The 25,920-nt window shown below is 72.1% G+C and carries 26 protein-coding genes; 21 read left to right on the top strand and 5 right to left on the bottom strand.

Annotation, left to right across the window (positions count from 1 at the left end):
* Nucleotides 1-23: 23 nt before the first annotated feature.
* Nucleotides 24-539, top strand: coding sequence for a GNAT family N-acetyltransferase (locus HD597_RS07030; protein ID WP_253740913.1), 516 nt, complete (start codon nucleotides 24-26; stop codon nucleotides 537-539).
* 48 nt (nucleotides 540-587) lie between these two features.
* Here HD597_RS07030 and HD597_RS07035 read toward each other — a convergent pair whose 3' ends face one another.
* From HD597_RS07035 to HD597_RS07045, 3 genes are all read right to left on the bottom strand, one after another.
* A complete protein-coding gene (locus tag HD597_RS07035) occupies nucleotides 588-950 on the bottom strand; it encodes an Atu4866 domain-containing protein (protein WP_253740914.1) in 363 nt (120 codons plus the stop codon).
* A 183-nt stretch (nucleotides 951-1,133) separates the two neighbouring features.
* Complete coding sequence (locus HD597_RS07040) at nucleotides 1,134-2,240, bottom strand: FUSC family protein (RefSeq protein ID WP_253740915.1); 1,107 nt, start codon at nucleotides 2,238-2,240, stop codon at nucleotides 1,134-1,136.
* 118 nt (nucleotides 2,241-2,358) lie between these two features.
* Nucleotides 2,359-3,012: an alpha/beta fold hydrolase gene (locus HD597_RS07045; protein ID WP_253740916.1), complete on the bottom strand. Its 654-nt coding sequence runs from the start codon at nucleotides 3,010-3,012 to the stop codon at nucleotides 2,359-2,361.
* A 157-nt stretch (nucleotides 3,013-3,169) separates the two neighbouring features.
* On the opposite strand from HD597_RS07045, the gene bar reads away from it, so the two are divergent.
* The 10 genes from bar (at nucleotide 3,170) to HD597_RS07095 (ending at nucleotide 10,978) form a co-directional block, all read left to right on the top strand.
* Entirely contained in the window at nucleotides 3,170-4,261 is a 1,092-nt protein-coding gene (gene bar, locus HD597_RS07050; RefSeq protein WP_253740917.1) for a barbiturase, read from the top strand.
* Between the two features lie 71 nt (nucleotides 4,262-4,332).
* Complete coding sequence (locus HD597_RS07055; protein WP_253740918.1) at nucleotides 4,333-4,674, top strand: PadR family transcriptional regulator; 342 nt, start codon at nucleotides 4,333-4,335, stop codon at nucleotides 4,672-4,674.
* On the top strand, nucleotides 4,671-5,696 hold the full coding sequence (locus tag HD597_RS07060) for an HD domain-containing protein (protein WP_253740919.1): 1,026 nt from the start codon (nucleotides 4,671-4,673) through the stop codon (nucleotides 5,694-5,696). The genes HD597_RS07055 and HD597_RS07060 overlap by 4 nt, the downstream gene beginning before the upstream one ends.
* 11 nt (nucleotides 5,697-5,707) lie before the next feature.
* Entirely contained in the window at nucleotides 5,708-6,244 is a 537-nt protein-coding gene (locus tag HD597_RS07065; protein WP_253740920.1) for an SseB family protein, read from the top strand.
* Between the two features lie 165 nt (nucleotides 6,245-6,409).
* Entirely contained in the window at nucleotides 6,410-7,003 is a 594-nt protein-coding gene (locus HD597_RS07070) for a prepilin peptidase (RefSeq protein WP_253740921.1), read from the top strand.
* Between the two features lie 43 nt (nucleotides 7,004-7,046).
* Complete coding sequence (aroC, locus tag HD597_RS07075) at nucleotides 7,047-8,228, top strand: chorismate synthase (RefSeq protein WP_253740922.1); 1,182 nt, start codon at nucleotides 7,047-7,049, stop codon at nucleotides 8,226-8,228.
* Nucleotides 8,225-8,725, top strand: coding sequence for a shikimate kinase (locus HD597_RS07080; RefSeq protein WP_253740923.1), 501 nt, complete (start codon nucleotides 8,225-8,227; stop codon nucleotides 8,723-8,725). The genes aroC and HD597_RS07080 overlap by 4 nt, the downstream gene beginning before the upstream one ends.
* A complete protein-coding gene (gene aroB, locus HD597_RS07085) occupies nucleotides 8,722-9,795 on the top strand; it encodes a 3-dehydroquinate synthase (protein WP_253740924.1) in 1,074 nt (357 codons plus the stop codon). Before HD597_RS07080 ends, aroB begins: the two co-directional genes overlap by 4 nt.
* Nucleotides 9,792-10,226, top strand: coding sequence for a type II 3-dehydroquinate dehydratase (aroQ, locus tag HD597_RS07090; RefSeq protein WP_253740925.1), 435 nt, complete (start codon nucleotides 9,792-9,794; stop codon nucleotides 10,224-10,226). The genes aroB and aroQ overlap by 4 nt, the downstream gene beginning before the upstream one ends.
* Complete coding sequence (locus HD597_RS07095) at nucleotides 10,223-10,978, top strand: SGNH/GDSL hydrolase family protein (protein WP_253740926.1); 756 nt, start codon at nucleotides 10,223-10,225, stop codon at nucleotides 10,976-10,978. Before aroQ ends, HD597_RS07095 begins: the two co-directional genes overlap by 4 nt.
* A 582-nt stretch (nucleotides 10,979-11,560) precedes the next feature.
* On the opposite strand, the gene HD597_RS07100 is transcribed toward HD597_RS07095, so the two are convergent.
* Nucleotides 11,561-13,555, bottom strand: coding sequence for an ATP-dependent DNA helicase (locus HD597_RS07100; protein WP_253740927.1), 1,995 nt, complete (start codon nucleotides 13,553-13,555; stop codon nucleotides 11,561-11,563).
* A 374-nt stretch (nucleotides 13,556-13,929) separates the two neighbouring features.
* On the opposite strand from HD597_RS07100, the gene HD597_RS07105 reads away from it, so the two are divergent.
* A complete protein-coding gene (locus tag HD597_RS07105; protein WP_253740928.1) occupies nucleotides 13,930-14,961 on the top strand; it encodes a hypothetical protein in 1,032 nt (343 codons plus the stop codon).
* Nucleotides 14,962-15,071: 110 nt separating this feature from the next.
* On the top strand, nucleotides 15,072-16,634 hold the full coding sequence (locus HD597_RS07110; protein ID WP_253740929.1) for a Na+/H+ antiporter: 1,563 nt from the start codon (nucleotides 15,072-15,074) through the stop codon (nucleotides 16,632-16,634).
* Nucleotides 16,635-16,637: 3 nt separating this feature from the next.
* On the opposite strand, the gene HD597_RS07115 is transcribed toward HD597_RS07110, so the two are convergent.
* Nucleotides 16,638-16,895 carry a UBP-type zinc finger domain-containing protein gene (locus HD597_RS07115; RefSeq protein ID WP_253740930.1) on the bottom strand — a complete coding sequence of 86 codons (258 nt, stop codon included), beginning with the start codon at nucleotides 16,893-16,895 and terminating at the stop codon, nucleotides 16,638-16,640.
* 127 nt (nucleotides 16,896-17,022) lie between these two features.
* On the opposite strand from HD597_RS07115, the gene HD597_RS07120 reads away from it, so the two are divergent.
* From HD597_RS07120 to HD597_RS07155, 8 genes are all read left to right on the top strand, one after another.
* Nucleotides 17,023-17,784 (top strand): ABC transporter ATP-binding protein, encoded by a 762-nt coding sequence (locus HD597_RS07120; protein WP_253740931.1) that lies wholly within the window; start codon nucleotides 17,023-17,025, stop codon nucleotides 17,782-17,784.
* Nucleotides 17,772-18,536 carry an ABC transporter ATP-binding protein gene (locus HD597_RS07125; RefSeq protein WP_253740932.1) on the top strand — a complete coding sequence of 255 codons (765 nt, stop codon included), beginning with the start codon at nucleotides 17,772-17,774 and terminating at the stop codon, nucleotides 18,534-18,536. The genes HD597_RS07120 and HD597_RS07125 overlap by 13 nt, the downstream gene beginning before the upstream one ends.
* A complete protein-coding gene (locus HD597_RS07130) occupies nucleotides 18,533-20,380 on the top strand; it encodes an AMP-dependent synthetase/ligase (protein ID WP_253740933.1) in 1,848 nt (615 codons plus the stop codon). Before HD597_RS07125 ends, HD597_RS07130 begins: the two co-directional genes overlap by 4 nt.
* Nucleotides 20,377-21,264: a branched-chain amino acid ABC transporter permease gene (locus tag HD597_RS07135; protein ID WP_253740934.1), complete on the top strand. Its 888-nt coding sequence runs from the start codon at nucleotides 20,377-20,379 to the stop codon at nucleotides 21,262-21,264. Before HD597_RS07130 ends, HD597_RS07135 begins: the two co-directional genes overlap by 4 nt.
* Nucleotides 21,261-22,424 carry a branched-chain amino acid ABC transporter permease gene (locus HD597_RS07140; RefSeq protein ID WP_253740935.1) on the top strand — a complete coding sequence of 388 codons (1,164 nt, stop codon included), beginning with the start codon at nucleotides 21,261-21,263 and terminating at the stop codon, nucleotides 22,422-22,424. The genes HD597_RS07135 and HD597_RS07140 overlap by 4 nt, the downstream gene beginning before the upstream one ends.
* Before the next feature lie 54 nt (nucleotides 22,425-22,478).
* Nucleotides 22,479-23,732, top strand: coding sequence for an ABC transporter substrate-binding protein (locus HD597_RS07145; RefSeq protein ID WP_253740936.1), 1,254 nt, complete (start codon nucleotides 22,479-22,481; stop codon nucleotides 23,730-23,732).
* A gap of 691 nt (nucleotides 23,733-24,423) precedes the next feature.
* Nucleotides 24,424-25,224 (top strand): class I SAM-dependent methyltransferase, encoded by an 801-nt coding sequence (locus tag HD597_RS07150; RefSeq protein ID WP_253740937.1) that lies wholly within the window; start codon nucleotides 24,424-24,426, stop codon nucleotides 25,222-25,224.
* Nucleotides 25,225-25,294: 70 nt separating this feature from the next.
* On the top strand, nucleotides 25,295-25,915 hold the full coding sequence (locus HD597_RS07155; RefSeq protein WP_253740938.1) for a UTRA domain-containing protein: 621 nt from the start codon (nucleotides 25,295-25,297) through the stop codon (nucleotides 25,913-25,915).
* Nucleotides 25,916-25,920 lie beyond the last annotated feature (5 nt).

Genomic DNA, 25,920 nt, shown 5'->3' on the forward strand with positions numbered 1-25,920 from the left:
TCCCCAACGACCAGGAGTGTCACGTGAGTTCTTCCCTTACCCCGGCCGGCGCCGACCTGATCACCGACCGCCTCGTCCTTCGCGTCTGGACGCCCGATGAGGTGGCGGCGGTCCTGAACGGCGCCCGGCCCGGGCACTGGGCCGGGGACTTCCCGGCCGAAGGCGACCAGGTCATCGCCGGCCTGTTCGCCGAGCATCCCGCCTGGCTGGACGTCCACGGCCACCGCCAGATCATCGAGCGCGACAGCGGGCTGGTGGTCGGCTCCATCGGCCTGTTCTGGCCGCCCGCGAACGGCGAGGTCGAGCTCGGGTACGGCATCGTCGCCTCACGCCGGGGCCGAGGCTACGCCCCCGAGGCCACCCGGGCCCTGGCGGCGTTCGCCCTGACCGCGCCGGGGGTGCACGCGGTGCGCGCCCACGTGGAGCTGTCGAACCCGCCCTCGCTCCGGGTGCTGGAGAAGGCCGGGTTCCATCAGGTGAGCTCCGACGGCGACACGGCCCTCTACCGCGTCACGGAGCCGTACCCCGCCCTGCCGTGACCTCGCGGCCGGCGGCGGCACCCGGCCGCCGCCGGCCCAGGCGGCACGTCACCGCTCCCGGTGGAGCACGAGGTGCTCGTGGTACAGCACGCCGTCACGGACGTCGCCGGTGGCGGTGAACCCGGCGTCGTCGAAGTAGTCGAGGTGGCTGCCGGTGACGGTGTACCGGCCGGTGTAGGCGCGCTTGCGGCCGTCGCGCTCCTCCTCGTAGCGGCCGTCGGGCAGCAGCTCCTGCCTGATGCGCCCGTCGGCGGTCACCCACATGCCGACGTACGGGTGCGGGGCGGCGCTCGCCCGCCCCGGTGCCTTCTCCGATGCCCGCCCCGGCGCCTGCTCGGCGCCGCGGCCACCGTCGGCGCAGGCGGTCATCGCGGTGAGCATGCCGATGGCGAGCAGCACTTTGCCGATCATGTTCGCTTCCAACCCTCCGTGGTCAGGCCGCCGCCGGGTGGCGGCGCTGACGAGTCTGCCGAGGCCGGAAGGGCTGAGGAAGTGGTGAGAAGTTCCTAGGAGGAACGCACCCAGGCTTGCGGAAACGTGGTCAACGCGTAGTGGCCGCCCTCTTCGGCCAGGACGCCTGCCTGACGGGACCGGTCACCCGCGCCGTGAGGCCTCGTCGCCCACGCCGGCCCCGTCCAGCGGCGTCAGCGCCGCCGTGGCCTCCTGGTGCTCCATCCCCGTCGCCTGCAGCAGATCCACCACCACGGACCGCAACTGCGCGATGATCACGTGCGCCGAGAACCCCAGCCCCTCGGGCCGCTCCCGGGCCGCCACCGCCAGCAGCGCCTGCCGGGCCAGGGCCGGCTCCCGCCCTGCCCCCAGCTCCAGTTGCAGCAGCAGCGCCGCCTCCGACACCTCGCGCATCGCCTCGGCCAGCGCGGCGGGGGGCGGGCTGGCCTCCCCGAGCGAGGCCAGGGTGCGCCTGCTCAGCACCCTGGCGTTGCGCAGCGCCAGGTCCACGGGCACGGCCGCGGTCTCGTAGCGGGCCAGGCGGGCGCGCCGGTGCCAGTGCAGCGGCGAGATCATCGTGATCTCCTTGCTGGTCTCCAGCGCCGCCTCGAACTCCTCCACCGCCGCCTGCGTCGTGCGCGCCTCCTCCAGAGCCTCGGCCGCCAGGTCCGCGTCGCGTTTCTCGATGGCCTCCGCCGCCCGCTCCAGCACCGTGGACAGCGCGTCCAGCACGCCCGACAGGTGCTTGGCCGCGATCGTGAACGGGCTGGCGGGCAGCAGCGCCACCGCCGCGATCCCGATGACGCCGCCCGTGAGCGCGTCGGCCATGCGGTCGAGCCCGCCGGCCCCGTCGCCCGGCACCAGGGTGGCCACCAGCACGGCCGACGAGCCGGCCTGCGCGACGAACAGGGCGCCGCTGTTGAGCAGCACGGCCACCGTCATGGCCAGCCCCACCACCAGCGCGAGCTGCCAGGCGCCCGAGCCGATCCACGCCACCAGCAGGTCGCCGACCCCTACGCCCAGGCTGACCCCGACGACCAGCTCGACGACCCGCCGCAGCCGCTGCCCGAGGCCGACGCCCACGCAGATCAGCACGGAGATGGGGGCGAAGAACGGGGCGGGGTGGCCGAGCAGCTCGACGGCGGCGGTCCAGGCCAGGGCCGAGCCCACCGCGCACTGCGCGATCGACGGCGCCGTCAGGCCGAACGTGCCCAGCCGTTCCTTCACAAGATCGCTGAGCCTGGTTAGCACCCCTCCACCATGGCGGATCTTTATGACAGTAAGGTCACGTTTGACCCATCTAAGTCCTTTTGGAGGGCGCCTGAGGGTCTGCCGGAGGGGGTCGCCCGGCGCACCTGGCGCACCCTGCTCAGCCGAGGAAGGCGTCCACCGTGCGCAGGAACTCCTTGCGGGCGTCCATGTGGACCAGGTGCCCCGCCTCGATCCTGACCAGCTCCGCCCCCGGGATGCGCGCCGCCACGTCCGGCTCGAACGGGCTGAGCGTCCCCGAGAGCACGAGCGTGGGCGCCGTGATCTTCGCGAGCCCGTCTCCCCACGTGGGATGCAGCATCTGCCGTTCGGTCTCGTGCACCATCCGCCAGTCGAACCCGGTCGAGCCGTCCTCCACGATCGGCGGGCGCCCCGTGAGCGCGTACGCGGGCGGCGGGTCCTCCAGGACCAGCCGCTCGATCCGCTCAGGACGGCCCGCCGCCACGAGAGCGGCGATCACGCCGCCGAGCGAGTGCCCCACCAGCCTGACCCGCTCCGCGCCCAGGTGGTCGAGCAGGGCGACGACGTCCGCGGCCATGTCGGGCAGCGCGTAGCCGCCGGGATGGTCGCTGGCCCCGTGGCCGCGCAGGTCGGGCGCGAAGACGTGGAAGCGGGCCGCGAGGTGCTGGGTGATGCCGTTCCAGTCGTTGTGGTCGGCGGTGCGGCCGTGGAGCAGCAGCAGAGGGGGAGCGGAGGGGTCGCCTTCCTCCCGGTAGACGAGCCTGATCCCGTTGACGTGCGCGTCGCGAATCACAGCCCGACCCTATGGCGTTCGTCCTGCGTCGAGGATCGCCGCCCGCGATCAGCGCGTCTTGACATCGCCGGCGGGGTTCCTGGGCACACATTGACCATGAACCCCGCCGACCGGCTCGGTAGCGTGGGGACCCGCCGCCAGCAGAAAGGGCGTACGCATGCCGGACCCGATCGAAGTGCGCAAGGTGCCGATCGAGAGCGTCACCGACGCCTCCGGCCTGTCCAGGCTCATCGCCGACGGGGTGATCGAGGCGGGCCGGGTGCTGGCCGTCATCGGCAAGACCGAGGGCAACGGCGGCGTGAACGACTACACGCGCATCCTCGCCGACCGCGCCTTCCGCGAGGTCCTGACCGAGCACGGGCATCCCGCCCCGGAGAGCGTGCCGCTGGTGTGGTCCGGCGGCACCGACGGCATCCTCAGCCCGCACGCCACGATCTTCGCCACCACGGCCGACGCCCCCGCCTCCGAGGAGCCCCGGCTGTCGGTCGGCGTCGCGATGAGCGAGGTCATCCTCCCCGAGGACATCGGCAGGCCGGCCATGGTCGAGAAGGTCGCCGCCGGGGTGCGCGAGGCCATGAAGATCGCCGGCATCGACGACCCGCGCGACGTGCACTACGTGCAGACCAAGACCCCGCTGCTCACGCTGGCCACCATCACCGACGCCAAGAGCCGCGGCCAGGACACCGCCATCGAGGAGACCGGCCCCTCGATGGACCTGTCCAACTCCACCACCGCCCTCGGCATCGCCGTGGCACTCGGCGAGATCGAGATGCCGGCCGCCGGGCAGATCCACAAGGACCTGTCGCTGTACTCGTCCGTCGCCTCGTGCTCGTCCGGGGTGGAGCTGGACCGGGCCCAGATCGTGCTGGTGGGGAACGTGCGCGGGATCGGGGGACGGTACCGCATCGGGCACAGCGTGATGAAGGACGCGCTGGACGCCGACGGGATCTGGGAGGCCATCCGCGACTGCGGCCTTCCGCTGCCGGAGCGGCCGCATCCGTCGGATCTCGGCGGGCGGCTGGTGAACGTGTTCATGAAGTGCGAGGCCGATCCGTCGGGGCGGGTGCGGGGGCGGCGCAACATCATGCTGGACGACTCCGACGTGCACTGGCACCGGCAGATCAAGGCCGCCGCGGGCGGGGTGGCCGCCTCGGTCACCGGGGATCCCGCGGTGTTCGTGTCGGTGGCGGCCGTGCACCAGGGGCCGTCCGGAGGCGGGCCGGTGGCGGCGATCGCCGATCTGGGGTGACCGCTGGGGGTCACACGGCTCGTACCGTCCGGTGACGGTCGGCGGAGATCTACCTATGTAGAGTTCGAGACATGCACGGCGGCTTACGGATGACCATGCCGACTCAGGCGGTTCTGCGGGCCCTTCTGGGCGATCCCCGGCAGGAGCGCTACGGGCTGGAGCTGTGCGAGCTCGCGGACCTGCCCAGCGGGACGCTGTACCCGATCCTGGCGCGGCTGGAGCGGGCCGGCTGGGTGGAGAGCCGGTGGGAGGATCCCACGGCCCACGTGGCCGAAGGGCGGCCGCGGCGACGCTACTACCGGGTCACCGCGGACGGGGCTCAGCAGGCGCGAGAGGCCATCGCCAAGGCTTACAGGGCGCGCAGGCAGCGGGTGCCGGGCTGGGTGGCGGGGCCCGTGGGAGACTCGTCGTGAGCGGGCACCTGCGGCCGCTGCTGACGGCTGTGGGCGGCTCGCTGGGGGGCGAACGCCTGCGTCTGGTGCTGCGGGCGTACGAGGTGGCCGACCGCTGGCACAGCGGGCGGTTCCGCCGGGACGGGAGCCCTTACATCACCCATCCGGTCGCCGTCGCGGTGATCGTGGCCGAGATGGACCTGGACCACGAGCTGGTCTGCGCGGCGCTGCTCCATGACGTGCTCACGGACACCGCCTGCACCGAGGAGGCGTTGGCGGCGGAGTTCGGCGAGCCGATCACCAACCTGCTGCGCGGCATGCGGATGCTCGACTCCGTCGAGCGCAGACCGCCCGAGTGGCCTGTCTCGACGGACGAGCGCGTGCTCACGCTCAAGCTCGCGGACCGGCTGCACAACCAGCGCACCATCAGCGGTCTGCCCGAGGCCAGACAACGGGTGAACTCCCAGGAGAACCTGGACGTCGTCGCTCCTGTCGCGAGGCGGCTGGGGCTGACGGAGGTCGAGGAGGAGCTGCGGCGGCTGGCCATGGCCAACCTGTCCGGGCTCGGTGGCGCCCGGACTCTCTTCGGGGCCATCACCGCGGGGGCGAGCATGCTCCCGGCGGCGGCCCGGCCCAGGTGGCTGGAGGAATGGCTCGGCGAGCTGCTCACGCTGCCCGGCGGGCGCGCCCGGCTGAGGTTCGCGCTCTGGCTGCTGGCCGGCATGCCGCGCATGGCGCTGACCCTGCGCCGGCAAGCCGCCCTCACCCGCGGGGGACGTGCGGCCGTCCGGGACCGGCGGACCGCTCCGGCGGGACGCGCCGCGGCGGCCGGACGGGCGGCGACGCGGTGCCTGCGCTGGGTCGTGCGGTCGGACCTGCGGACGTGGGCCCTGCTCGCGCCGCTGCTCGGCTGGCTGGTGCTGGACGCGGCGGCCGAGCGGGTCACCGACGCCGTGGTGATCGTGATCACCGTGCCGCCCGTGCTGGCCGCGGCGGTGCACGCCATCCGGGCCCGAATCGGGGACGGCGACGGGCGCGGGTAGTCTCGGACGCTGTGCCGAGCATCCCGCAACCCCTTGACCCGAACGACGACGGCAGCGCCGCCCCCGCCGTCGCCGCCGCGCTGGCCGCCTACCAGGACGGCGCCGCGGGCCCCGCCGAGGTGCTGAACGCGCTCGGCGGCGCCCGCCTGCTGGTGCCCGTGGTCGCGCTGCTGACCGAGTCCGAGGTGGGCGAGCACGGGCTGCGGCAGGAGAAGGAGAGCGAGATGGCGCTGCCCAAGCTCGTCGGGCAGGACGGCAGGCAGGCGGTGCTCGCGTTCACCGGCACGGAGGCGCTCACCCGGTGGCGGCCCGACGCGCGGCCGATCCAGGCCACCACGCTGCAGGTCTGCCAGGCCGCCGTGCAGGAGCGGGCGGCGGCGGTCGTGGTGGACGTGGCGGGGCCGGTGCAGTTCGTGATCGAGGGCGAGGTGCTGGAGGCGCTGGCCGCGGTCGAGTCCGGCACCGTGAACGAGCTGTCCGGCGTGACGGTGGCCCGCGTGGAGCCCGCCCCGCCGCGCAGGCGCCGCTGGTTCTCGCGGCGCCGCTGACAGAGGCGTCGCCGGCAGAGGGGCCTGCTGGCAGAGAGGACGCCGGCAGAGAGGCCGCCGGCAGAGGGGACGTCTGGATGCACTCCCGGCCTCATCCCCTGATCTTCATGCCGGATGCGTATGGCGGCGGGAGGATCGCGGGCGGGCGCGGCTAGCGTCGGCGGGATGGTGGCACTCATGGCGCTCGCCGGCCTCGTCTGCGGAGACCGCATCAGGGCGCTGGCCGCCTCCTACCGCGCCGGCGACGGCGAACCCCTGGCGCCCGCACGCCCGTGGCCGGCCCTGGAGCTGGTCACCGCCGCCGTGGTCGCGCTGGCCGCCTGGCGGGCCGGGCCACCGTACGCGTGCTTCGCCGTGATCGCCGTCGCGCTGGCCGTCATCGACTGGCGCACCAGCACCCTGCCCGACGCGATCACGCTCCCGGCGTACCCGATCATGGCGCTGGCGCTGCTCCCGACGGGGGCGCTGCCCAGGGCGCTGGCCGGCGGGGCGGCGCTGACCGCGGTGTACGGGCTGCTGTGGCTCCTCAGACCGGAGGCGATGGGGCTCGGCGACGTCAAGATCGCCGGGCTGATCGGCATGGCCGGCGCCGCGCTGAGCTGGCAGGCCCTGGTGGCGGCGGCGTTCTGCGGGCAGCTGCTCGGCGCGCTCTACGCGCTCTCCCTGCTGGTGACCGGGCGCGGCACCCGGCACACCCAGTTCCCCTTCGGCACCTTCATGCTGCTCGGAACGCTGCCGACACTCTGTCTCGCATCGTGACCGAAGGACATCTCACTAGGCCGTACATGGAAGACTTGTACGTATGTTGCGCTGGTTGACCGCCGGAGAGTCCCACGGGCCCGAACTCGTCGCCATCCTCGAAGGCCTGCCGGCCGGGGTAGAGGTGACCACGGCCGCCGTCGACGAGGCCCTGCGCCGCCGCAGGCTCGGTTATGGCCGCGGCGCGCGGATGAAGTTCGAGCAGGACCAGGTGACGATCTCCGGAGGCGTCCGCCACGGTCGCACGATGGGCAGCCCGGTCGCGATCCGCGTGGGCAACACCGAGTGGCCCAAGTGGGAGAAGGTCATGGCGGCCGACCCGGTCGACCCGGAGGAGCTGGAGGGCCTGGCCCGCAACGCCCCGAGGTCCCGCCCCCGCCCCGGCCACGCCGACCTGGCCGGCATGCAGAAGTACGGCCTCGACGACGCCCGCAACGTGCTCGACCGGGCCAGCGCCCGCGAGACCGCCGCCAGGGTGGCGCTCGGCGAGGTCGCCAGGCGCTTCCTGAAGCAGGCGCTCGGCGTCGACATCGTCAGCCACGTGACCGAGATCGGCGGCGCGCGCACCCCGTCCGAGACGCTGCCGGGCCCCGGCGACCTGGCCAGGATCGACGACGACCCGGTCAGGTGCTCCGACCCCGAGGGCAGCGCCGCGATGGTCGCCGTGATCGACAAGGCGCACAAGGACGGCGACACGCTCGGCGGCGTCGTCGAGGTTCTCGCCTACGGCCTGCCGCCGGGCCTGGGCAGCTACACGCACTGGGACCGCAGGCTCGACTCCAGGCTCGCCGGCGCGCTCATGGGCATCCAGGCGATCAAGGGCGTCGCTGTCGGCGACGGCTTCGAGACCGCGCGCAGGCCCGGCTCCCGCGCCCACGACGAGATCGAGTACACCACCGACGACGGCGTCCGCCGCATCACCAACCGCGCGGGCGGCCTCGAAGGAGGCATGACCAACGGCGAGATCCTGCGGGTCAGCGCCGCGATGAAGCCGATCTCCACCGTGCCCAGGGCGCTGGCCACGATCGACGTCAAGACCGGCGAGGCCGCCAAGGCCCACCACGAGCGCTCCGACGTGTGCGCCGTCCCGGCCGCGGGCATCGTGGCCGAGGCGATGGTCGCGCTGGTGCTGGCCGACGCGGCGATCGAGAAGTTCGGCGGCGACTCCGTGGAGGAAGTCGCCCGCAACCTGTCCGGCTACCTCTCTTCCATGGTGATCAAATGACACGCGCTGTGCTGATCGGCCCGCCCGGGTCCGGCAAGAGCACGCTCGGGCGGCTGCTGGCCGAGCGGCTCGGCGTCGCATTCCGCGACACCGACGCCGACGTCGAGGCCGTGGCGGGCAAGCCCGTCGCCGACATCTTCGTCGAGGACGGCGAGGCCCGCTTCCGCGAGCTGGAGCACGAGGCCGTGCGCCGCGCGCTGGCCGAGCACGACGGCATCCTGTCCCTCGGCGGCGGCGCCGTGCTGCACGAGGAGACCCAGGCCCTGCTCGCCGGTCACCACGTCGTCTACCTGCAGGTCGGGCTGTCCGACGCGGTCCAGCGGGTCGGGCTCGCGGCGGCCAGGCCGCTGCTGGTGCTCAACCCGCGCAGCCAGCTCAAGAAGCTCATGGAGGAGCGGCGGCCGGTCTACGAGCGGCTGGCCGCGGTCACCGTGGTGACCGACAAGCGCGAGCCGGGGGAGCTCGCCGACGAGATCCTGAAGGGGCTGCCCGCATGACGGCCGCGACGAGAATCCACGTGCGCGGCGACAACCCGTACGACGTGGTGGTCGGCACCGGCGTGCTGGCCGAGCTGACCACGCTGCTCAAGCCCGGCGTGCGCACCGTCGCGGTGATCGGCCCCGAGACCCTGCCCGAGATCACCCGGCCGGTGCGCGAGGTGCTGGCCGCGGGCGGCTACGAGGTCGTCGAGCTGCCCGTGCCCGACGGCGAGGCGGCCAAGACCGTCGAGGTGGCCGCGGGGCTCTGGTCCGAGCTGGGCCGCCACGGCGTCACCCGCTCCGACGCCGTGGTCGGCGTGGGCGGCGGCGCGACGACCGACCTGGCCGGGTTCGTGGCCGCCACGTGGCTGCGCGGCGTGCAGGTCGTGCTCGTGCCCACGACGCTGCTGGCCATGGTCGACGCGGCGGTCGGCGGCAAGAACGGCATCGACACGCCCGAGGGCAAGAACCTCGTCGGCACCTTCCTGCCCCCGGCGGGCGTGCTGTGCGAGCTGTCCACGCTGGCCGGCATGCCGAAGGCCGACTACGTCGCCGGCCTGGCCGAGATCATCAAGGGCGGCTTCATCGCCGACCCGGAGATCCTGCGGCTCATCGAGGAGGCCCCCGAGGCCGCCACCCGCCCCGACGGCCTCCACACCCGCGAGCTGATCGAACGCAAGATCCAGGTCAAGGCCGACGTCGTGGGCGCCGACCTGCGCGAGGCCGGCCTGCGCGAGATCCTCAACTACGGCCACACCCTCGCCCACGCCATCGAACGCGACCGGCACTACGGCATCCGCCACGGCGAGGCCGTCGCCATCGGCATGGTCTACGCCGCCGAGCTGTCCAGGCTCTCCGGCCGCGCCGACGTCGTCGCCCGCACCCGCGCCGTCCTCACCGCCGTCGGCCTGCCCACCGCCTACCGCGCCGACGCCTGGCCCCGGCTGCGCGACCACATGCGCCTGGACAAGAAGAACCGCGGGGCCAAGCAGCGGTTCGTCGTGCTCGACGACCTGGCCAGGCCGGGCCGCCTCGAAGACCCCGCAGAAGAGCTGCTCGAAGCCGCCTACAAGGAGATCTCCGAATGATCCTCGTGCTCAACGGGCCCAACCTGGGCCGGCTCGGCAAGCGTGAGCCCTCCGTCTACGGGGCCGACACGTACGAGGACCTGGTCGAGCTCTGCCGCGAGACCGGCGGCAAGCTCGGCCACGACGTCGAGGTGCGCCAGACCGACTCCGAGGCCGAGCTGATCGGGTGGATCCACGAGGCGTGCGACGGCAGCATCCCGGTCGTGCTCAATCCGGCAGCTTTCACGCATTACTCCTACGCCCTGCGCGACGCGATCGCCCAGCGCACCGCCCCGCTCATCGAGGTGCACATCTCCAACCCCGCGGCCAGGGAAGAGTTTCGCCATACCTCCGTCGTGGCCGGGGTGGCGACGGGCACCATCGCCGGGTTCGGACTACAGTCGTACGTCCTTGCGCTGCACGCTATCTCGGAGATGAACACCACCTCATGAGGCACTACAAGTCCTTCGTCGCCCTCGGCGACAGCTTCACAGAAGGACTGAACGATCCCGGGCCGGACGGGCACTACCGTGGCTGGGCCGACCGGGTGGCCGAGCGGCTCGCCGCCGACGACTCCTCCTTCCGCTACGCCAATCTGGCCGTGCGCGGCAAGCTGCTCGACCAGGTCGTGGCCGAGCAGGTGCCGCTGGCCGTCGACATGGCGCCCGACCTGATCAGCTTCTGCGCCGGCGGGAACGATCTGCTGCGGCCCGGCAGCGACCCCGACGTGATGGCCAAGAAGCTCGCCCGGGCCGTGCGGGACCTGCGCGGCTGCGGGGCGGAGGTGGTGCTGTTCACGGGGGTCGACCCGCGGGACACGCCGCTGATGCGGCGGCTGCGCGGGCGCTTCGCCGTCTTCTACCTGCACGTGCGGTCCATCGCCGACCTGTACGGGTGCCGGCTCGTCGATCAGTGGTCCATGCAGGGGCTGCGTGACTGGCGGGCGTGGAGCCCCGATCGGCTGCACATGAACGAGGACGGGCACCGGCTGGTGGCCGCCCGGGTGCTCGACGTGCTGGGGGTGCCGTTCGAGGACTGGCGCAAGGAGTGGCCGGACCGGGCGGTGGATCCGCGGGCCCGGCGGCGCGAGGATGCTCAGTGGCTGCGCGAGCATCTGGTGCCGTGGATGTCGCGCCGGCTCCGGGGGGTGTCCTCGGGTGACGGGCTGTCCCCCAAGCGCCCCGACCTCGCCCCCTGGCTCTAGCATTTTTTTGTGTTACGGCAGGCGGGCGTGGCGCCAACCGACGTACGGGGCTGAGGGCCTCCAGGGGGACGCTTCCAGACCCGCACGGGGTCGGCCGCCGTCACGGCGCATCCTTGGCCGGGTTCGTGGTCGGACCCCTCGCGCGCCGTACGCGTTGCGCCGGGCCGCGCCGCACGGCCTCTCGCCGCGCCGGCGCTGTGGTGGCGCGGGTCGTGGGTAGGTCAGAACCCACGGCGCTCGCGTAGGGCGGCGTTCGTCTTGCGTGGCGCTCGCGTTTGCGTGGCGTTCGCTTGCGTGGCGTTCGCCTCGCGCGCTGAACCGCGGGGACAGCGCCAGCCGTCACGCCGATCGGCACCGCCCCAGAGCGCGCTCGGTCTCCTTGGCGCGGTCCTGACCGCCGATGCGCTCGCACTGTGCGGCGCGTCGCGTGAACGGCGCGGGCGCGTCGCACGCTGCCGATGCTGAGCGCCGTCACGCGGGGCGCCGTCACGCGGGGCGCCGTCACGCGGGGCGCTGCTGTGCCGGGCGCGGTCACGCCGAGCGTTGCCGTGCCGGGCGCAACGCGCGCTGGCCCGTGGGGTGTCAGGAGGGGTCGGTTGTGAGGCGCTTGAGGGCGGCGCGGGGGATGGCCGGGTCGGTGGTGCGCCAGAACGGGGGCAGGGAGTTGAGGAGGAAGCCGCTGTAGCGGGCCGTGGCGAGGCGGGGGTCGAGGACCGCGATGACGCCCTTGTCGTTCTGGGCGCGCAGGAGGCGGCCGGCGCCCTGGGCGAGCAGGAGCGCGGCGTGGTTGGCCGCCACCGCCATGAAGCCGTTGCCGCCCCTGGCCGCCACGTGGCGTTGCCTGGCGGAGGTGAGGGGGTCGTCGGGGCGGGGGAAGGGGACGCGGTCGATGATGACGAGCCTGAGGGACGGGCCGGGCACGTCGACACCCTGCCAGAGCGACAGGGTGCCGAACAGGCAGGTCGGCTCGTCCTCGGCGAACTGCTTGACCAGCAGCATCGTCGAGTCGTCGCCCTGGCACAGCAGCGGCACGTCCAGGCGGTCGCGCAGCGCCTCGGTGGCGGCCTTGGCGGCGCGCATGGAGGAGAACAGGCCGAGCGTGCGCCCGCCGGCGGCCTCGATGAGCTCGGTGATCTCGTCGAGGTACTGCTGCGGGAGCCCGTCGCGGCCGGGCTGGGGCAGGTGCTTGGCGACGTACAGGATGCCGGCGCGGGGGTGGTCGAACGGGGAGCCGACGTCGATGCCCTGCCACTTGCCGTCGGCGAGCCCCCACTGCGCCGCCAGCGCCTCGAACGTGCCGCCGAGCGCCAGCGTGGCGGAGGTGAGCACCACCGTGCGCTCGCCGAACAGCTTGTCCCGGAGCATGCCGCTGACGGTGAGCGGCGCGACGCGCAGGGAGGGCGGGCGGCGGTCGGTGGCGCCGTCGAGCCAGACCACCTCGGCCCGGTCGGCCTCGGAGGCGTGCCCGTACGCGTCGAGCATGCGCACCGCCGTGTCGTGCACCTCGTCGAGCGCGGTGAACGCGGCCTTGCGCTGGCCCGCCTTGTCGGGGTCGTCCTTGTCGGCGTTGCGCGGGCCCATGGCGGTGATGCAGCGCCAGGCGGTGTCGCGGATGAGCTGCAGGGTCAGCCCCAGCACCTGCGGCAGCTCGTCGATGCGGCCGGGCGGGGCGGCGGCCAGCAGCGCCTTGAGGTCTTCGCCGGCCTCCATGAGCTGGTCGGCTACGGGCTGGTCGATCAGGCGGCCGACCCGGCGTACGGCCAGCATGACCGACGCCTCCGACAGCTCGGCGGTGACCACCGAGGTGACCCGGTCGACCAGCTCGTGGGCCTCGTCGACCACCACGACCTCGTGCTCGGGCAGGACCGGCAGGTCGCCCATGGCGTCGATGGCCAGCAGCGCGTGGTTGGTGACGACGACGTCGACCTCGCCGGCCCGCGCCCTGGCCAGCTCGGCGAAGCACTCGGCCCCGCTGGGGCAGCGGCCGGCGCCCAGGCACTCCTGGGCGCTCACGGAGAACTGCCGCCACGCCTGCTCGCTGACGCCCGGCACCAGCTCGTCGCGGTCGCCGGTCTCGGTCTCCTCGGCCCACTCCTGGATGCGCTGCACCATGCGGCCGGTCGCGCTCACCTCGCGCGGGTCGAAGAGCTGGTCCTGCTCGTCCTCCTCGGGCCAGCCGGCCGTCGCCTTGTAGCGGCACAGGTAGTTGCGGCGGCCCTTGAGTATGGCGAACGTCGGCTCGTGCGGCAGCTCCTTGGCCAGCGTCTCGGCCAGCCGGGGCAGGTCGCGGTCGACGAGCTGGCGCTGCAGCGCGATGGTGGCGGTGGAGATGACGACGGGGGAGTCGCTGCCCATGGCGTGCCGGATCGAGGGCACGAGGTAGGCCAGTGACTTGCCGGTGCCGGTGCCCGCCTGGACGGCCAGGTGCTCATCGTCGTCGATGGCCTTCTGCACGGCGCGGACCATGGTGAGCTGGCCCTGCCGTTCGCTCCCGCCGAGAGCGCTGACCGCGATGCTGAGCAGTTCGTCCACTGGTGGGAGATGGGAGTCCGGCACGGCAGTAAACGCTACCCGCATTCCGGGGTCGCCGCGCCGAACGCGGTGTGATCGGCCAGACGCATCCCGGCGTTCCCGGATACTCCCGGCGGGTTGCGTGGCACACTGGGCGATCGGGACTCCAACTGGTCGCGGAAGAGCCTCACAGGGTGTGACCGGAGGGAGCCCGGGTGTAGATGGTCAGGCCGGTTCCTCTGGGTTTTCCGGGGTTGAGTGGACGAATAAAGGCTGGTTAAAGCAGTATGTCTGCCATGTCGGAAGTTGTCCCGTTGCCGTCGTTCGGCGAAGTCTTCTTCGATGCACGAGGTCAGGAGCGGTGCCTCCGCGTCACATGGCATGAGGGGACACTGGTCCTCAGCCTGTGGCGCGGTGAGATGTGCACAGCGAGCTTCCGCATGCCGATGGAGGACGTCGGCCGGCTGCTCGACACCCTCGACGAGGGGTTCGCGGAGGCCACGGGCGAGCAGCCCGCCGTGCCCGCGCACGACCCCGGCACGGAGGTCATGCCGGGCACCGGCACGTACCACCGGCCCCAGCAGCACGGCCAGCAACCGCCGCCGCCCCAGCTCGACGAGCGGCCCACCGCCGCCCTGTCGCCCAACGACGTCCTCGTGGCCAGGGGCCCGGCGCCGCAGGACAAGCTGGTGGCCTCCTACAGCGAGACCACGGGGCCCAGGGACACCACTCCCGCGTACGGCGAGCCCCGCGCGCCCTTCACCGGCCCGCAGTACGTGGAGTCGACGGGCCCGCAGCCGAAGTACACCGGCGACCCGTACAGCGGCCCGCAGTACATCTCCGACCCGCTGAGCGGCCCCCACTACACGCAGCAGCCCCCGCAGGCCGAGCCCTTCACCGGCCCGCAGTACATCGACAGCGCCGAGCCCGTCTACCAGATGCCCGGCGGCGACCAGCGCAGGCAGTCGCCGCTCAGCACCGACCCGCTCGGCTTCCCCTCCCAGGCCGCCGACCCGTATGCGCCGGCCCAGCAGCAGCAGTACCAGCAGGACCCGTACTCCTCCGACCCGTACGGGAGCCGGCGCTCCGACGGCTACCAGCAGGCCCAGCAGCCGGCGCAGCCGCAGCCCCAGGCCCAGGCGAGCACGGCGGGGCTGGGCACGCCCATGCACGGCATCCCGGGGGCGGGCCGCCGCCGGGCCGCTCCCCAGCAGCAGCCGCAGCCCGCCCAGGACTACGGCTCCTACCAGCAGCCGAGCCCGCAGCAGCCCAACCCGGTGGACCCGCTGCTGGCGCTCGGCCGCCAGGAGCAGTACCCGCCGCAGGACCAGTACGCCCAGGACCCGTACACGCAGCAGCCCGACGCGGGCATGTCCCGCCCGTACGTCGGGGACCCCATGTTCTCCACGGGTGAGCGCCTGCGCCCCGAGCAGCCCGACTACCACGAGAGAAGCGACCGCAGGGAGTGGTGACGCCCCACCGCGGCGCGGCGGGTACGCTTCCGGCTGGACGATAGGGCTGAGGCGGTCGTCGGCTCGCGATCGCCCGGCTGGGGGCTGGAGGGGCGCCGGTGGATCCGAGCATGGGTTTGCAGCTGCTGTTGCTCGCCGGGGGCGCGGTGGGCGTGGCGGCGATCGCGCGGCGCAGGGGCTGGCCGGCCCCGCTGCTGCTGGTGGCGGCCGGGCTGCTGGTCTCGCCGCTGGTGCCGGCGGTGCCGCTGCAACCGGAGCTGGTGCTGTACGTGTTCCTGCCGCCGCTGCTCTACTCGGCCGCGCTCGACAGCTCCTACCTGCGCCTGCGTGACGTCAAGCGGGCCGTGGGGCTGTTGTCGATCGGGCTGGTGCTGTTCACCACGGCCGTCGTCGGCCTGGTCGTCCACCTCATGCTGCCCGACCTGCCGCTGGCGCTGGCGTTCGCGCTGGGCGCCATCATCGCGCCGCCCGACGCGGTGGCGGCCGTCGCGGTCGGCCGGCGGCTGGGGCTGCCGCGCAGGTCGCTGACCATCCTCATCGGCGAGAGCCTGTTCAACGACGCCACCGCCCTCACGCTCTACCGCGTGGCCATCGGGGCGGCCGTGGGCGGGGCCGTCAGCCTGTGGGAGGGGCTGTGGGAGTTCCTGTTCGCCGCCGTGGGCGGGGTGGTGATCGGGCTGGCGCTGGCGTTCCTCTTCGCCTGGATCTTCCAGCACACCCGTGACTCGCTGGTCGAGAACACACTGATGCTGCTGATCCCGTTCGCCGCCTACCTGGCGGCGGAGAGCGTGCACGCCTCCGGCGTGATCGCGGTCGTGATCGTCGGTCTCTACCTCGGCTACCGCATGCATCTGCGGGGGTTCGGCACCCGGCTGGTGTCCGACGCGGTGTGGAAGGTCACCGACTTCTTCCTCGAGGCGATCGTGTTCGCGCTGATCGGGCTGCAGCTCGTCACCGTGATCGAGGGCATCACCGGCTACAGCCCCTGGGCGGTCGCCGGGTACGCGGCGGCGGTGCTGGCGGTGACGATCGTCACCAGGTTCGTGTGGGTGTTCGCGGTGACGTACGTGGTCAAGGTGTGGCGCAGGGGGAGCGGGCCGTCGGCAGCGGAGTCGGTGATCCTCGGCTGGGCGGGCATGCGGGGCGTGGTGTCGCTGGCGGCGGCGTTCTCGATCTCGGGGGTGGCCCCGCGGGACCGGGCGCTGCTGCTGTTCCTGACGTTCACGACCGTGATCGGCACGCTGCTCATCCAGGGCACCACGTTCCCCGCGCTGATCAGGCGGCTGGGCGTGTCCAGCGAGCAGGAGCAGTACGAGGACCGCCTGGCCGAGGCGGCGGCGCAGCAGGCCGCGCTGGAGTCGGGCCTGGCGGAGCTGGAGCGGCTGGTCGGCGAGCTGGACGACGAGCCCGACGAGATCCAGCGCCAGGTCATCGACCAGCTCAGGGAGAAGTCGTGGCGCCGCTCGCTGACGGCGTGGGAGCGCCTGGGCGGCGGCACGGGCGCGGGCGGCGCCGAGACGCCGAGCGCCCTCTACCGCCGCCTGCGCCGCGACATGCTGCAGGCCGAGCGTCAGGTGTTCGTCCGGCTGCGTGACGAGCGCCGCCTCGACGACGAGGTGCTGCGCGAGGTGATGGCGCAGCTCGACTTCGAGGAGGCGATCCTCGAAAGGTGAGCCTCACCCCATCTGACTGTCCACGAAGCACCACCGCCAGCTCTCGCCCCGCTCGTACGACTGCATGACCGGGTGACCCGTCTGGTGGAAGTGCCCCGTGGCGTGCTTGGCCGGGGAGGAGTCGCAACATCCGACGTGCCCGCACTCCAGGCAGCGCCGCAGGTGCACCCAGCGGCCCCCCTCGGCCAGGCACTCCTCGCAGCCCTCCGGCGTCTTCGCCGCGGGGTCGTCGGCCTTGGAAAGATGTTCACAAATTGCCATACCAGAAATCCTAGGCGCACCGTGCCGATCGAATTTCGGCCGGGCCTCTTGTCGGTCGCGGAGCAAGCGTGGACATTGGCCTCATCGGGGGGAGTGATGTAGGCCACACAATTCCGAGGAGCCGAGCGTGCTTGAGGTACGCAACCTCGAGGTCGTCTACGACGACGTGATGCTCGTGTTGCGCGGCGTGAGCATCCGTGTGCCGCCCGGCTCGATCGTGGCGCTGCTCGGCGCGAACGGCGCGGGCAAGACCACCCTGCTGCGGGCGCTGTCGGGGCTGCTCGACGTGCACGACGGCGAGATCACCAAGGGCGAGGTCACGCTGGAGGGCGAGCCCATCCACCACCTGCGGCCCGCCCAGATCGTCCGGCGCGGCGTCAGCCAGGTGATGGAGGGCCGGCGCATCCTGGCCGAGCTGACCGTCGAGGACAACCTCAGGGTCGGCGGCCACACGGCGGCGCAGTCCCATCTCGACCGCGTCTACGGCCTGTTCCCGGTGCTGCGGGAGCGGCGCAGGGCCGTGTCGGGCTACCTGTCGGGCGGCGAGCAGCAGATGCTGGCCGTCGGCCGCGCCCTCATGGCGGGCCCGAAGTACCTCCTGCTGGACGAGCCCAGCCTGGGCCTGGCCCCGTCACTGGTCGGCCAGGTGCGCGACCTCATCGTGGAGATCAACCGCCAGGGCACCACCGTCCTGCTGGTCGAGCAGAACGCCACGATGGCCCTGTCCATCGCCTCGCACGGCTACGTCATGGAGACCGGGAAGATCGTGATGGACAAGCCGTCGCGCGAGCTGCTCGCCGACGAGGACATCAAGGAGTTCTACCTGGGGGCCGTCCGGTCCTTCCGCGAGGTCAAGCACTACAAGCGGAGAAAACGATGGCTCTCCTGACGTTCGAGGACGTGCACCTGAGCTTCGCCGGGGTCAAGGCCATCGACGGGGTGTCCTTCGAGGTGCACCAGGCGGAGCTGCTGGCCCTCATCGGCCCGAACGGCGCCGGCAAGACCTCGATCTTCAACGTGCTGTCCGGCGTCTACCGGCCGCAGCGCGGCCGGGTCACCTTCCTCGGCGAGGACGTGCTGGGCCGCCGCCCGCACGAGATCGCCGCCATGGGCCTGGCGCGGACCTTCCAGAACGTGGAGCTCTTCCACAACCTGACCGTCCTGGACAACCTCATGCTCGGCCGCCACCACCACTTCCGCTACGGCGCCCTGTCCGCGCTCGCCTGGTACGGCCGCGCCAGGCGCGCCGAGCTGGCCGCCCGCGCCAGGATCGAGGACATCATCGACTTCCTGGAGCTGGAGGCGTGGCGCCGCCACCCCGTGCGGCTGCTGCCGTACGGGATCCAGAAGCGGGTCGAGCTGGGCCGGGCGCTGGCCATGGAGCCCCGGCTGCTCCTGCTGGACGAGCCCGTGGCCGGCATGAACCTGGAGGAGACCGAGGACATGGCCAGGTTCGTGCTGGACATCCGGGACGAGCTGGGCATCCCCGTCGTGCTCGTGGACCACGACATGGCGCTGGTCATGGACCTGGCCGACCGGGTGCTCGTGCTCGACTTCGGCCGCCCCGTCGCGCTCGGCGACCCGGCCGAGGTGCAGCAGGACCCCGCGGTCATCGAGGCGTACCTGGGAGGAACGGCATGAGCACGGGCGTCGCGTCGAGGACCGCCACCATCGTGACGAGGGTGCGCGAGCGCGCCAGGAACGCCCCCGAGGCCGTCGCCATGCGGCACAAGGACCTCGGCATCTGGCAGGAGGTCACCTGGGCCGCGTACTGGACGCAGGTCGAGCTCGTCGCCCACGCCCTGCTCGCGCTCGGCGTCGAGCCGGGCGACCGGGTGGCCGTGCACTCCGAGAACCGCCCGGAATGGCTCCACGCCGACCTCGGCACGGTCGCCGCGCGCGGCATCACGGTCGGCCTGTACCCGACGAACCCGCCCGCGGAGGTCGCCTACCTGCTGGCCGACTCCGGCGCGAAGATCCTCGTCGCCGAGGACCAGGAGCAGGTGGACAAGGCGCTGGCCGTCCTCGACGAGTGCCCCGAGCTGCGGCGCATCGTCTACCTGGAGCCGCGCGGCATCCGCGGCCGCTACGACGACGACGTGCTCATGTCCTGGCCCGAGCTGCTCGCGCTCGGGGCCGAGCACCGCGCCGCGCACCCCGGCGCCGTGGAGCACCGCATGGCCGAGGCCGAGCCCGCCGACGTGATGACGCTCATCTACACCTCCGGCACCACCGGGCCGCCCAAGGGCGTGATGCTCACCGTCGCCAACGTCGAGTTCGCCGTCCGCACGCTGGTCGAGGGCGGCGGCTTCACCTCCCCGCCGCCGGCGGAACACGATCTCGCGCTGTCGTACCTGCCGCTGTGCCACGTCGCCGAGCGGGCGTTCACCGTCTGGTTCAACTCGGCGGCCGGGGTGCAGGTGAACTTCGCCGAGTCCATCGACACCGTCCAGGCCAACCTGCGGGAGGTGCAGCCGACGATCCTGTTCGGGGTGCCGCGCATCTGGGAGAAGGTGCTGGCGCAGGTCAACATCAGGCTGGAGTCGGCCTCGCCGGTGAAGCGGGCGTTCACCAGGCTCTGGCTGCGGGTGGCCGACCGGGTCGGCGACACGCTGGTGCGCACCGGCGGCCGGCACACGGCCTGGACGCGGGCGGCGTACGCGGCGGGCTGGGTGTTCTGCTACCGCTCGCTGCGCGAGCGGCTCGGCATGCGGCGGGTCCGCTACGCCGCCTCCGGCGCCGCGCCGATCGCGCCGGACGTGCTCAAGTTCTACATGGGGATCGGCGTGCCGATGCACGAGGTGTACGGCATGAGCGAGAACACCGCCGTCGCCACCGCCAACCGCCCCGGACGGATCCGCCTCGGCACGGTCGGCGAGCCGCAGCCCGGCATCGAGCTGAAGATCGACGAGGCCACCGGCGAGATCATGACCAGGCACCCGGGCAACTTCGCCGGCTACTGGCGCAACCCGCGCGCCACCGCCGACGTGCTGGACGAGGACGGCTGGCTGCACACCGGCGACGTGGGCGAATGGGTGGACGGCACGCACGTGCGGATCACCGACCGCATGAAGGACCTCATCATCACGGCCGGCGGCAAGAACATCGCGCCCAGCGAGATCGAGAACGCGCTGAAGGCGTCCCCGTACGTGAAGGAGGCCGTGGTCATCGGGGACCAGCGGCCCTACCTGGTGGCGCTGATCGGGATCGAGCTGGACACCGTGGGGGAGTGGGCGCGGCGGCGCGGCCTGCCGTACACGACCTACCGGGACCTGTCGGACAAGCCGCAGGTGCGCGAGCTGGTCCAGGGGATCGTGAACGGGGTGAACGAGCGGTTCGCGTACGTGGAGCAGGTCAAGCGGTTCGCGTTCCTGCCCAAGGAGCTCGACCACGAGGACGGCGAGCTGACCGCCACCCAGAAGGTCAAGCGCTCGGCCATCGCCAAGCTCTTCGAGGACCTGGTCGAAGGGATGTACGCCCGGTGAAGGGGTTGCTGGAGTCGGTGATCAGGGGCCTGGGGAACGGCTCGGTGTACGCGCTGCTGGCGCTCGGCTTCGTGATCATCTACAAGGCCACGCGCGTGATCAGCTTCGCCCAGCCCGCCCTCATGCTGGCCGGGGCCGTCGCGGTCAGCTACCTGGCCGGGGTGACCGGCTTCTACCCGGCCGTGCTGCTGTCGGCGCTGCTCATCGCGGGCGTGGCGCTGGTCGTCGAGCGGGTGGCGATCAGGCCGATGGTGGGCCGGCCGGTGTTCGTGGTGGCGATCATCACGCTCGGCATCGACGTGGTGCTGCGGGTGGTGGTCAACACCTTCATCGGCCGGGACGTGCGGCAGGTCGGCGACCCGTGGGGGTTCACGCAGGTCTCGCTCGGGCCGCTGGTCGTGCAGTCGCGCTGGCTGGCCATGATGCTGGTCACCGCCGTGCTGGTGGCGCTGCTGTTCGCGTTCTTCCGCTACACGCGCTACGGGCTGGCGATGCGGGCGGCGGCCTTCGACCAGGAGATCGCACTGGCCCAGGGGGTCTCCGTGGGCGCGGTGTTCGCGCTGTCGTGGGGGCTGGCCGGGTTCCTGGCGGCGATCGCCGGGATGTTCGTCGGCACCGGGCAGGGGATCGAGCAGATGACCTGGGTGATCGCGCTGAAGGCGCTGCCGGCGATCATCGTGGGCGGGCTCGACTCGCTGGGCGGGGCCGTGGCGGGCGGGCTGGTCGTGGGCGTGGTGGAGTCGCTGTTCCAGTCGTACCAGGGGGAGCTCGCGCCGTGGCTGGGGCAGAACTTCGCGGTCGTGTCGCCGTACGTGGTGATGCTGATCGTGCTGCTGGTGCGGCCGTACGGGCTGTTCGGGACCCGGGAGGTCGAGCGGGTATGACGGAGACGCGGACGACGGCGGCGGCGCCTCCTGACATACCGACCGGCCGGTCTCGGCGGGTGCGCGGCCGGCCGCTGCTCTACACCTCCTACGCCCAGGACATGGCGCTGCTCGACACGCCCGCCAAGAAGGTGTCCACGGGCCTGCTGGTGCTGGTGGCGTTCGCGCTGGCGGTGCTGCTCCAGGACCGGTCGCTGGAGGTGCTGGCGGGGGCGTACGTGCTGGCCATCGGGGCGATCGGGCTCAACATCGTCACCGGGTACGCGGGGCAGGTCTCGCTCGGGCACGCGTTCTTCGTCGCGATCGGCGCGTACACGGCGGCCGCCCTGTCGGGCCCGCCCGGTGGGGAGAACATCGGGTACGGCGTCGCCGAGCTGTGGATCTGGCTGCCCGCCGCCGGCCTGGTCGCCGCCGCGGCCGGGGTGCTCGTCGCGCCGCTGGCCACCCGGCTGCGCGGACTCTACCTGGCCGTCGTCACGCTCGGGCTGGTCTTCCTGGGCGAGCACATCTTCAAGGAGTGGCAGGAGCTGACCGGCGGGCCCGGCGTCGGCAGGGAGGCGGCGATCCCGCAGCTCTTCGGCGTGCGGCTGGACCAGGACGGGCCGCTCGGCACCAAGGAGCAGCTCCTCCACACGCTCATGCTGACGCTGCTCATCGTCTTCGCCGTGGCCGCCCGCAACCTGGCGCGCTCCCGCATCGGCCGCGCCTTCGCCGCCATCCGCGACCGCGACATCGCCGCCGCCGTCATCGGGGTGCCGCTCACCCGCTACAAGGTGCTCGCCTTCGGCATCTCCTCGTTCTACGCGGGGTGCGCGGGCGGGCTGCTCTACACGATCTCCGGGTACGTCGAGCCGGGGTCGTTCAACCTGCTGCTGTCGGTGCAGTTCATCGCGATGGTGCTGATCGGCGGGGTGGCGACGGTGTCGGGGGCCATCGCGGGGGCGCTGTTCATCTCGCTGCTGCAGCCGGTGACCAGGTCGCTGCCGGCGCTGGTGCCGTTCATCAGCGGGGACACCACGCAGACGCCGAACGTGTTCCAGGTCGAGACCGTCCTGTACGGGCTGCTGATCGTGCTGTTCCTCATCTTCGAGCCACGGGGCCTGTTCGGCCTGTGGATCCGGGTCCGCAACTACTGGAAGTCCTGGCCTTTCTCGTACTAGCTCGCTCCAGGAGGGTTCTCCATGAAGAGTCGCTATGCAGTCACTGTTGTCGCCATGGCGGCCCTTCTGTCCGCATGCGGCGTCTTCCGGGGGGACGACCAGGGCACGCAGGGCGGCGCCGTCGCGGCGCCGGGTGTCACCACCGAGCCCTGCCCCTCCGCGGTGGACAGCAAGAAGGGCTGCATCTACCTCGGCACCATCTCCGACCTCACCGCCGGCCCCTTCGCCGCGCTCGCCGTGCCCATCACCGACGCCCAGAAGGCCTTCTGGGCGCGCGTCAACAAGGCGGGCGGCATCGGCGGCAAGTACGAGGTGGACGTCACCAAGTACGTCAAGGACAACAAGTACAACCCCGAGGTGCACCGGCAGGTCTACAACGAGATCAAGGACCAGGTGCTCGGCCTCGCCCAGACCCTCGGCTCGCCCACGACCGCCGCCATCATCGGCGACCTCAAGGCCGGCAACATCGTCGCCGCTCCCGCCTCGTGGACCTCGGCCTGGGAGTTCGAGGACGTCATCATCGAGACCGGGTCGAACTACTGCGTGGAGGCGATGAACTCGGTCGACTACGCGGTGGACACGTACAAGGTGAAGAGCGTCATGGCCGTGCACCTGGCCGGTGACTACGGCGCGGACGCCGCGGCCGGCGCCAAGGCGGCCGCCGAGCGCAGCGGCCTGACCTTCACCAACGTCGAGACCCCGAGCGGCGCCACCGAGCAGGGCCGCGCCATCACCGAGATCACCAAGAACAAGCCCGACCTGGTCATCCTGACCACTGGTCCCGCGGACGCCGCCACGATCGTCGGCCAGTCGGCCGCGGCCGGGTACAAGGGCCGCTTCATCGGCACCGGCCCGACCTGGAACCCGGCCCTGCTGCAATCGCCCGCCGCCCCCGCCCTGAAGGCCCTGTACGAGCAGTCGGCCCCCGGCAAGCCCTGGGACGCCGACACCCCCGGCCACAAGGCGATGCGGGACGCGCTCCCCGGGGTCACCCCCAATGACGGTTACACGTCGGGGTGGGCGTGGGCGTATCCCATGAAGGCGGCCCTGGACGCGATGGTGGCCGGCGGGAACGTGAGCAGGAGTGGCCTGCTGGCGGCGGTGAAGACGCTGAAGACGGTCGACTACGAGGGGATGCTGCCGGCGGAGGCGGGCAACTTCGCGGACCCGGCGGCGGTCTTCAGGCAGACGTTGATCAACAAGGTGGATGACAAGGCGACCACGGGTGTCACCATCGTGAAGGACTTCTTCACGGGGCCGACGGCCCAGGCCTACACCTTCGACGGGCCCTGCTTCTCCAAGCTGTAGCCCGCCCGTTGCCCGTTCGCGGGGTGGGCCGTTGCCGCCCTCCCCGCAAGGGCTTCGCGCTGCGAGGCTCAGGCGTTCTGGTCTGGGCGCCTGCGGCGCGCCCCCGCGCCTGCGGGGCAAGTCGACGCTCGCGCCCGCTTGGCAGCGCTCCGAACCCCTTCCCGGCCGCTTGGCGCAGGCTCGTCAAGGAGTGCGGAGTGCCTGCTCACCCCAGGAAGGCGGCGAAGGCCGGCGAACGCACCGCGCCGCGAGCCGACCGCACAAGGCCGAGCCGCCTGACCACCCGATCGTCGAGGTCGCCGTCATCGCCGCCAGAAGGCATCATGAGCGTGCTGGTCGGCCACGTATTCCCAGCGTTCCGCGACCGACCCTCGCTCGAAGCGGTAGACGTTGAAGTTGTCCATCTCGACACGCTCTCCGCACGGCGTCGTCGGCGATCAGGGCGAGATAACCATCAAGATCGCCATTCTCGATGAGATCGTAGAGGTGGCGAGCGAGCCTGGCGTTCGGGTGCGGATCTGGCCCCATCTGGCAACCATGTCACACCGAAGTGCTGCCTGACTGCGGTGACGTGTCCCGACCTGGGCTGCTCGGGACGACTCGGATGTCCTGCAAGACCCCATGCGCGTCCTGCAAGACTCCCACGTGTTGATGGCGCGATCTTGATGTGGCGCGCTGCCAGAATCAGATCATGTCCCACGGCCCTCCGCTCCGAGCCACCTTCAACCGCGCGGCCGACACCTACCAGAGCGCCCGCCCCGACTACCCGCCCGACCTGTACGCCGACCTCCTCGCGGCAACCGCGCTCGACCCACCCGCCCACCTGCTCGAAGTAGGCTGCGGCCCGGGCAAGGCCACGCTCCCGCTGGCACGGATGGGTTTCCGGATCACCGCGATCGAGCTCGGCGACGCCCTGGCCGCCAAGGCGCGGGAGCATCTCGCGCGATTCCCCGGCGTCTCGGTGATCACGTCGTCGTTCGAGGAGTGGGAGCCACCTGCGGGCGCCCGCTTCGAACTCCTCTACGCGGCCACGGCCTGGAAGTGGGTGGCCCCGGAGGCCAAGTACGCGAAGGCGGCCGGCCTGCTCGCCGATGGCGGGCACCTGGCGGTCTGGAACGCCGATCACGCGTTCCCGGAGGGCTTCGACCCGTTCTTCACCGACATCCAGAAGGTCTACGACGAGCTCGGCGAGGGCGACGGCAGCCCGTGGCCGCCCCCACGGCCCGAGGAGCGGCCCGACTCCATGGCGGCCGAGATCGAGGCGTCCGGGCACTTCACGGTGACCGGGACGAAGCTGTACGTGTGGGCCCTGCGCTACACGGCCGACGAGTACATCGCTCTGCTGGACACGTTCTCTGGCCATATCGCGATGGATCCGGACAAGAGGGGGCGCCTCTACCGCGAGATCCGTCGCCTCCTCGCCGCACGCCCGGACGGTCGGGTCACGCGCCACTGGTCGGCGGTCCTCACCGTCGCACGACGATCCGGCTGACGAATCCGACGCAGCGGCAGGGCACTAGAGTGCCTGCGCATGCCGGATTCGGGGAGGGTACGACATCCACATGGACGACAGGATGCTGGGGCGCGACAGCACTCAGGAGAGCGAGCCGGCCGGACGAGCCCCTGAGGGCTCACCTCCGCGCGTGCTCGTGCGGCGGACGTTGCCGACGGAGCCCGCCGTCCGGGGCTCCGCGTCCCTGTTCCTGGCGGAGGCGGAGCGCCAGGGGCTGAAGGCCGGTCGGCGGATGTTGTACGTCGGGCTGGAGCCGGCCAGTGACCAGGTGGCGGCCTGCCTGCGGGTCGAGCCGGGCGCGGACGTCGTGGCGCGGCGCAAGATGATGACCGCGAACGACGTCCCCGTGCGCATCGCCACGAGTTACTTGCGCGCCGACCTGTTCGGCGGCACGCGGCTCGCCGAGCCGGAGTTCGTGCGGCCGTCGCTGCAGTCGGCGCTCGTCGCCCTCGGGCACACGTTCGGCCGCGCCGAGGAGAGCCTGGTCGCCCGGCCGCCGGTGGCGTTCGAGCGGGAGACGCTGGAGCTCGACGCGGAGGAGTGGATCGTCCAGGTGCTGCGGGCGAGTTACTCGACCGCGGACATTCCCGTTCACGTCCTTGAGACGATCTGTGCCGCGAGCCGGCACGTGTTCTCCATCGCTCAGGTCTCGGGTCACGACGAGTTCTGAGGGCG

Origin of the sequence: Nonomuraea thailandensis (assembly GCF_024172165.1) — a bacterium.
GTDB lineage: Bacteria > Actinomycetota > Actinomycetes > Streptosporangiales > Streptosporangiaceae > Nonomuraea > Nonomuraea thailandensis.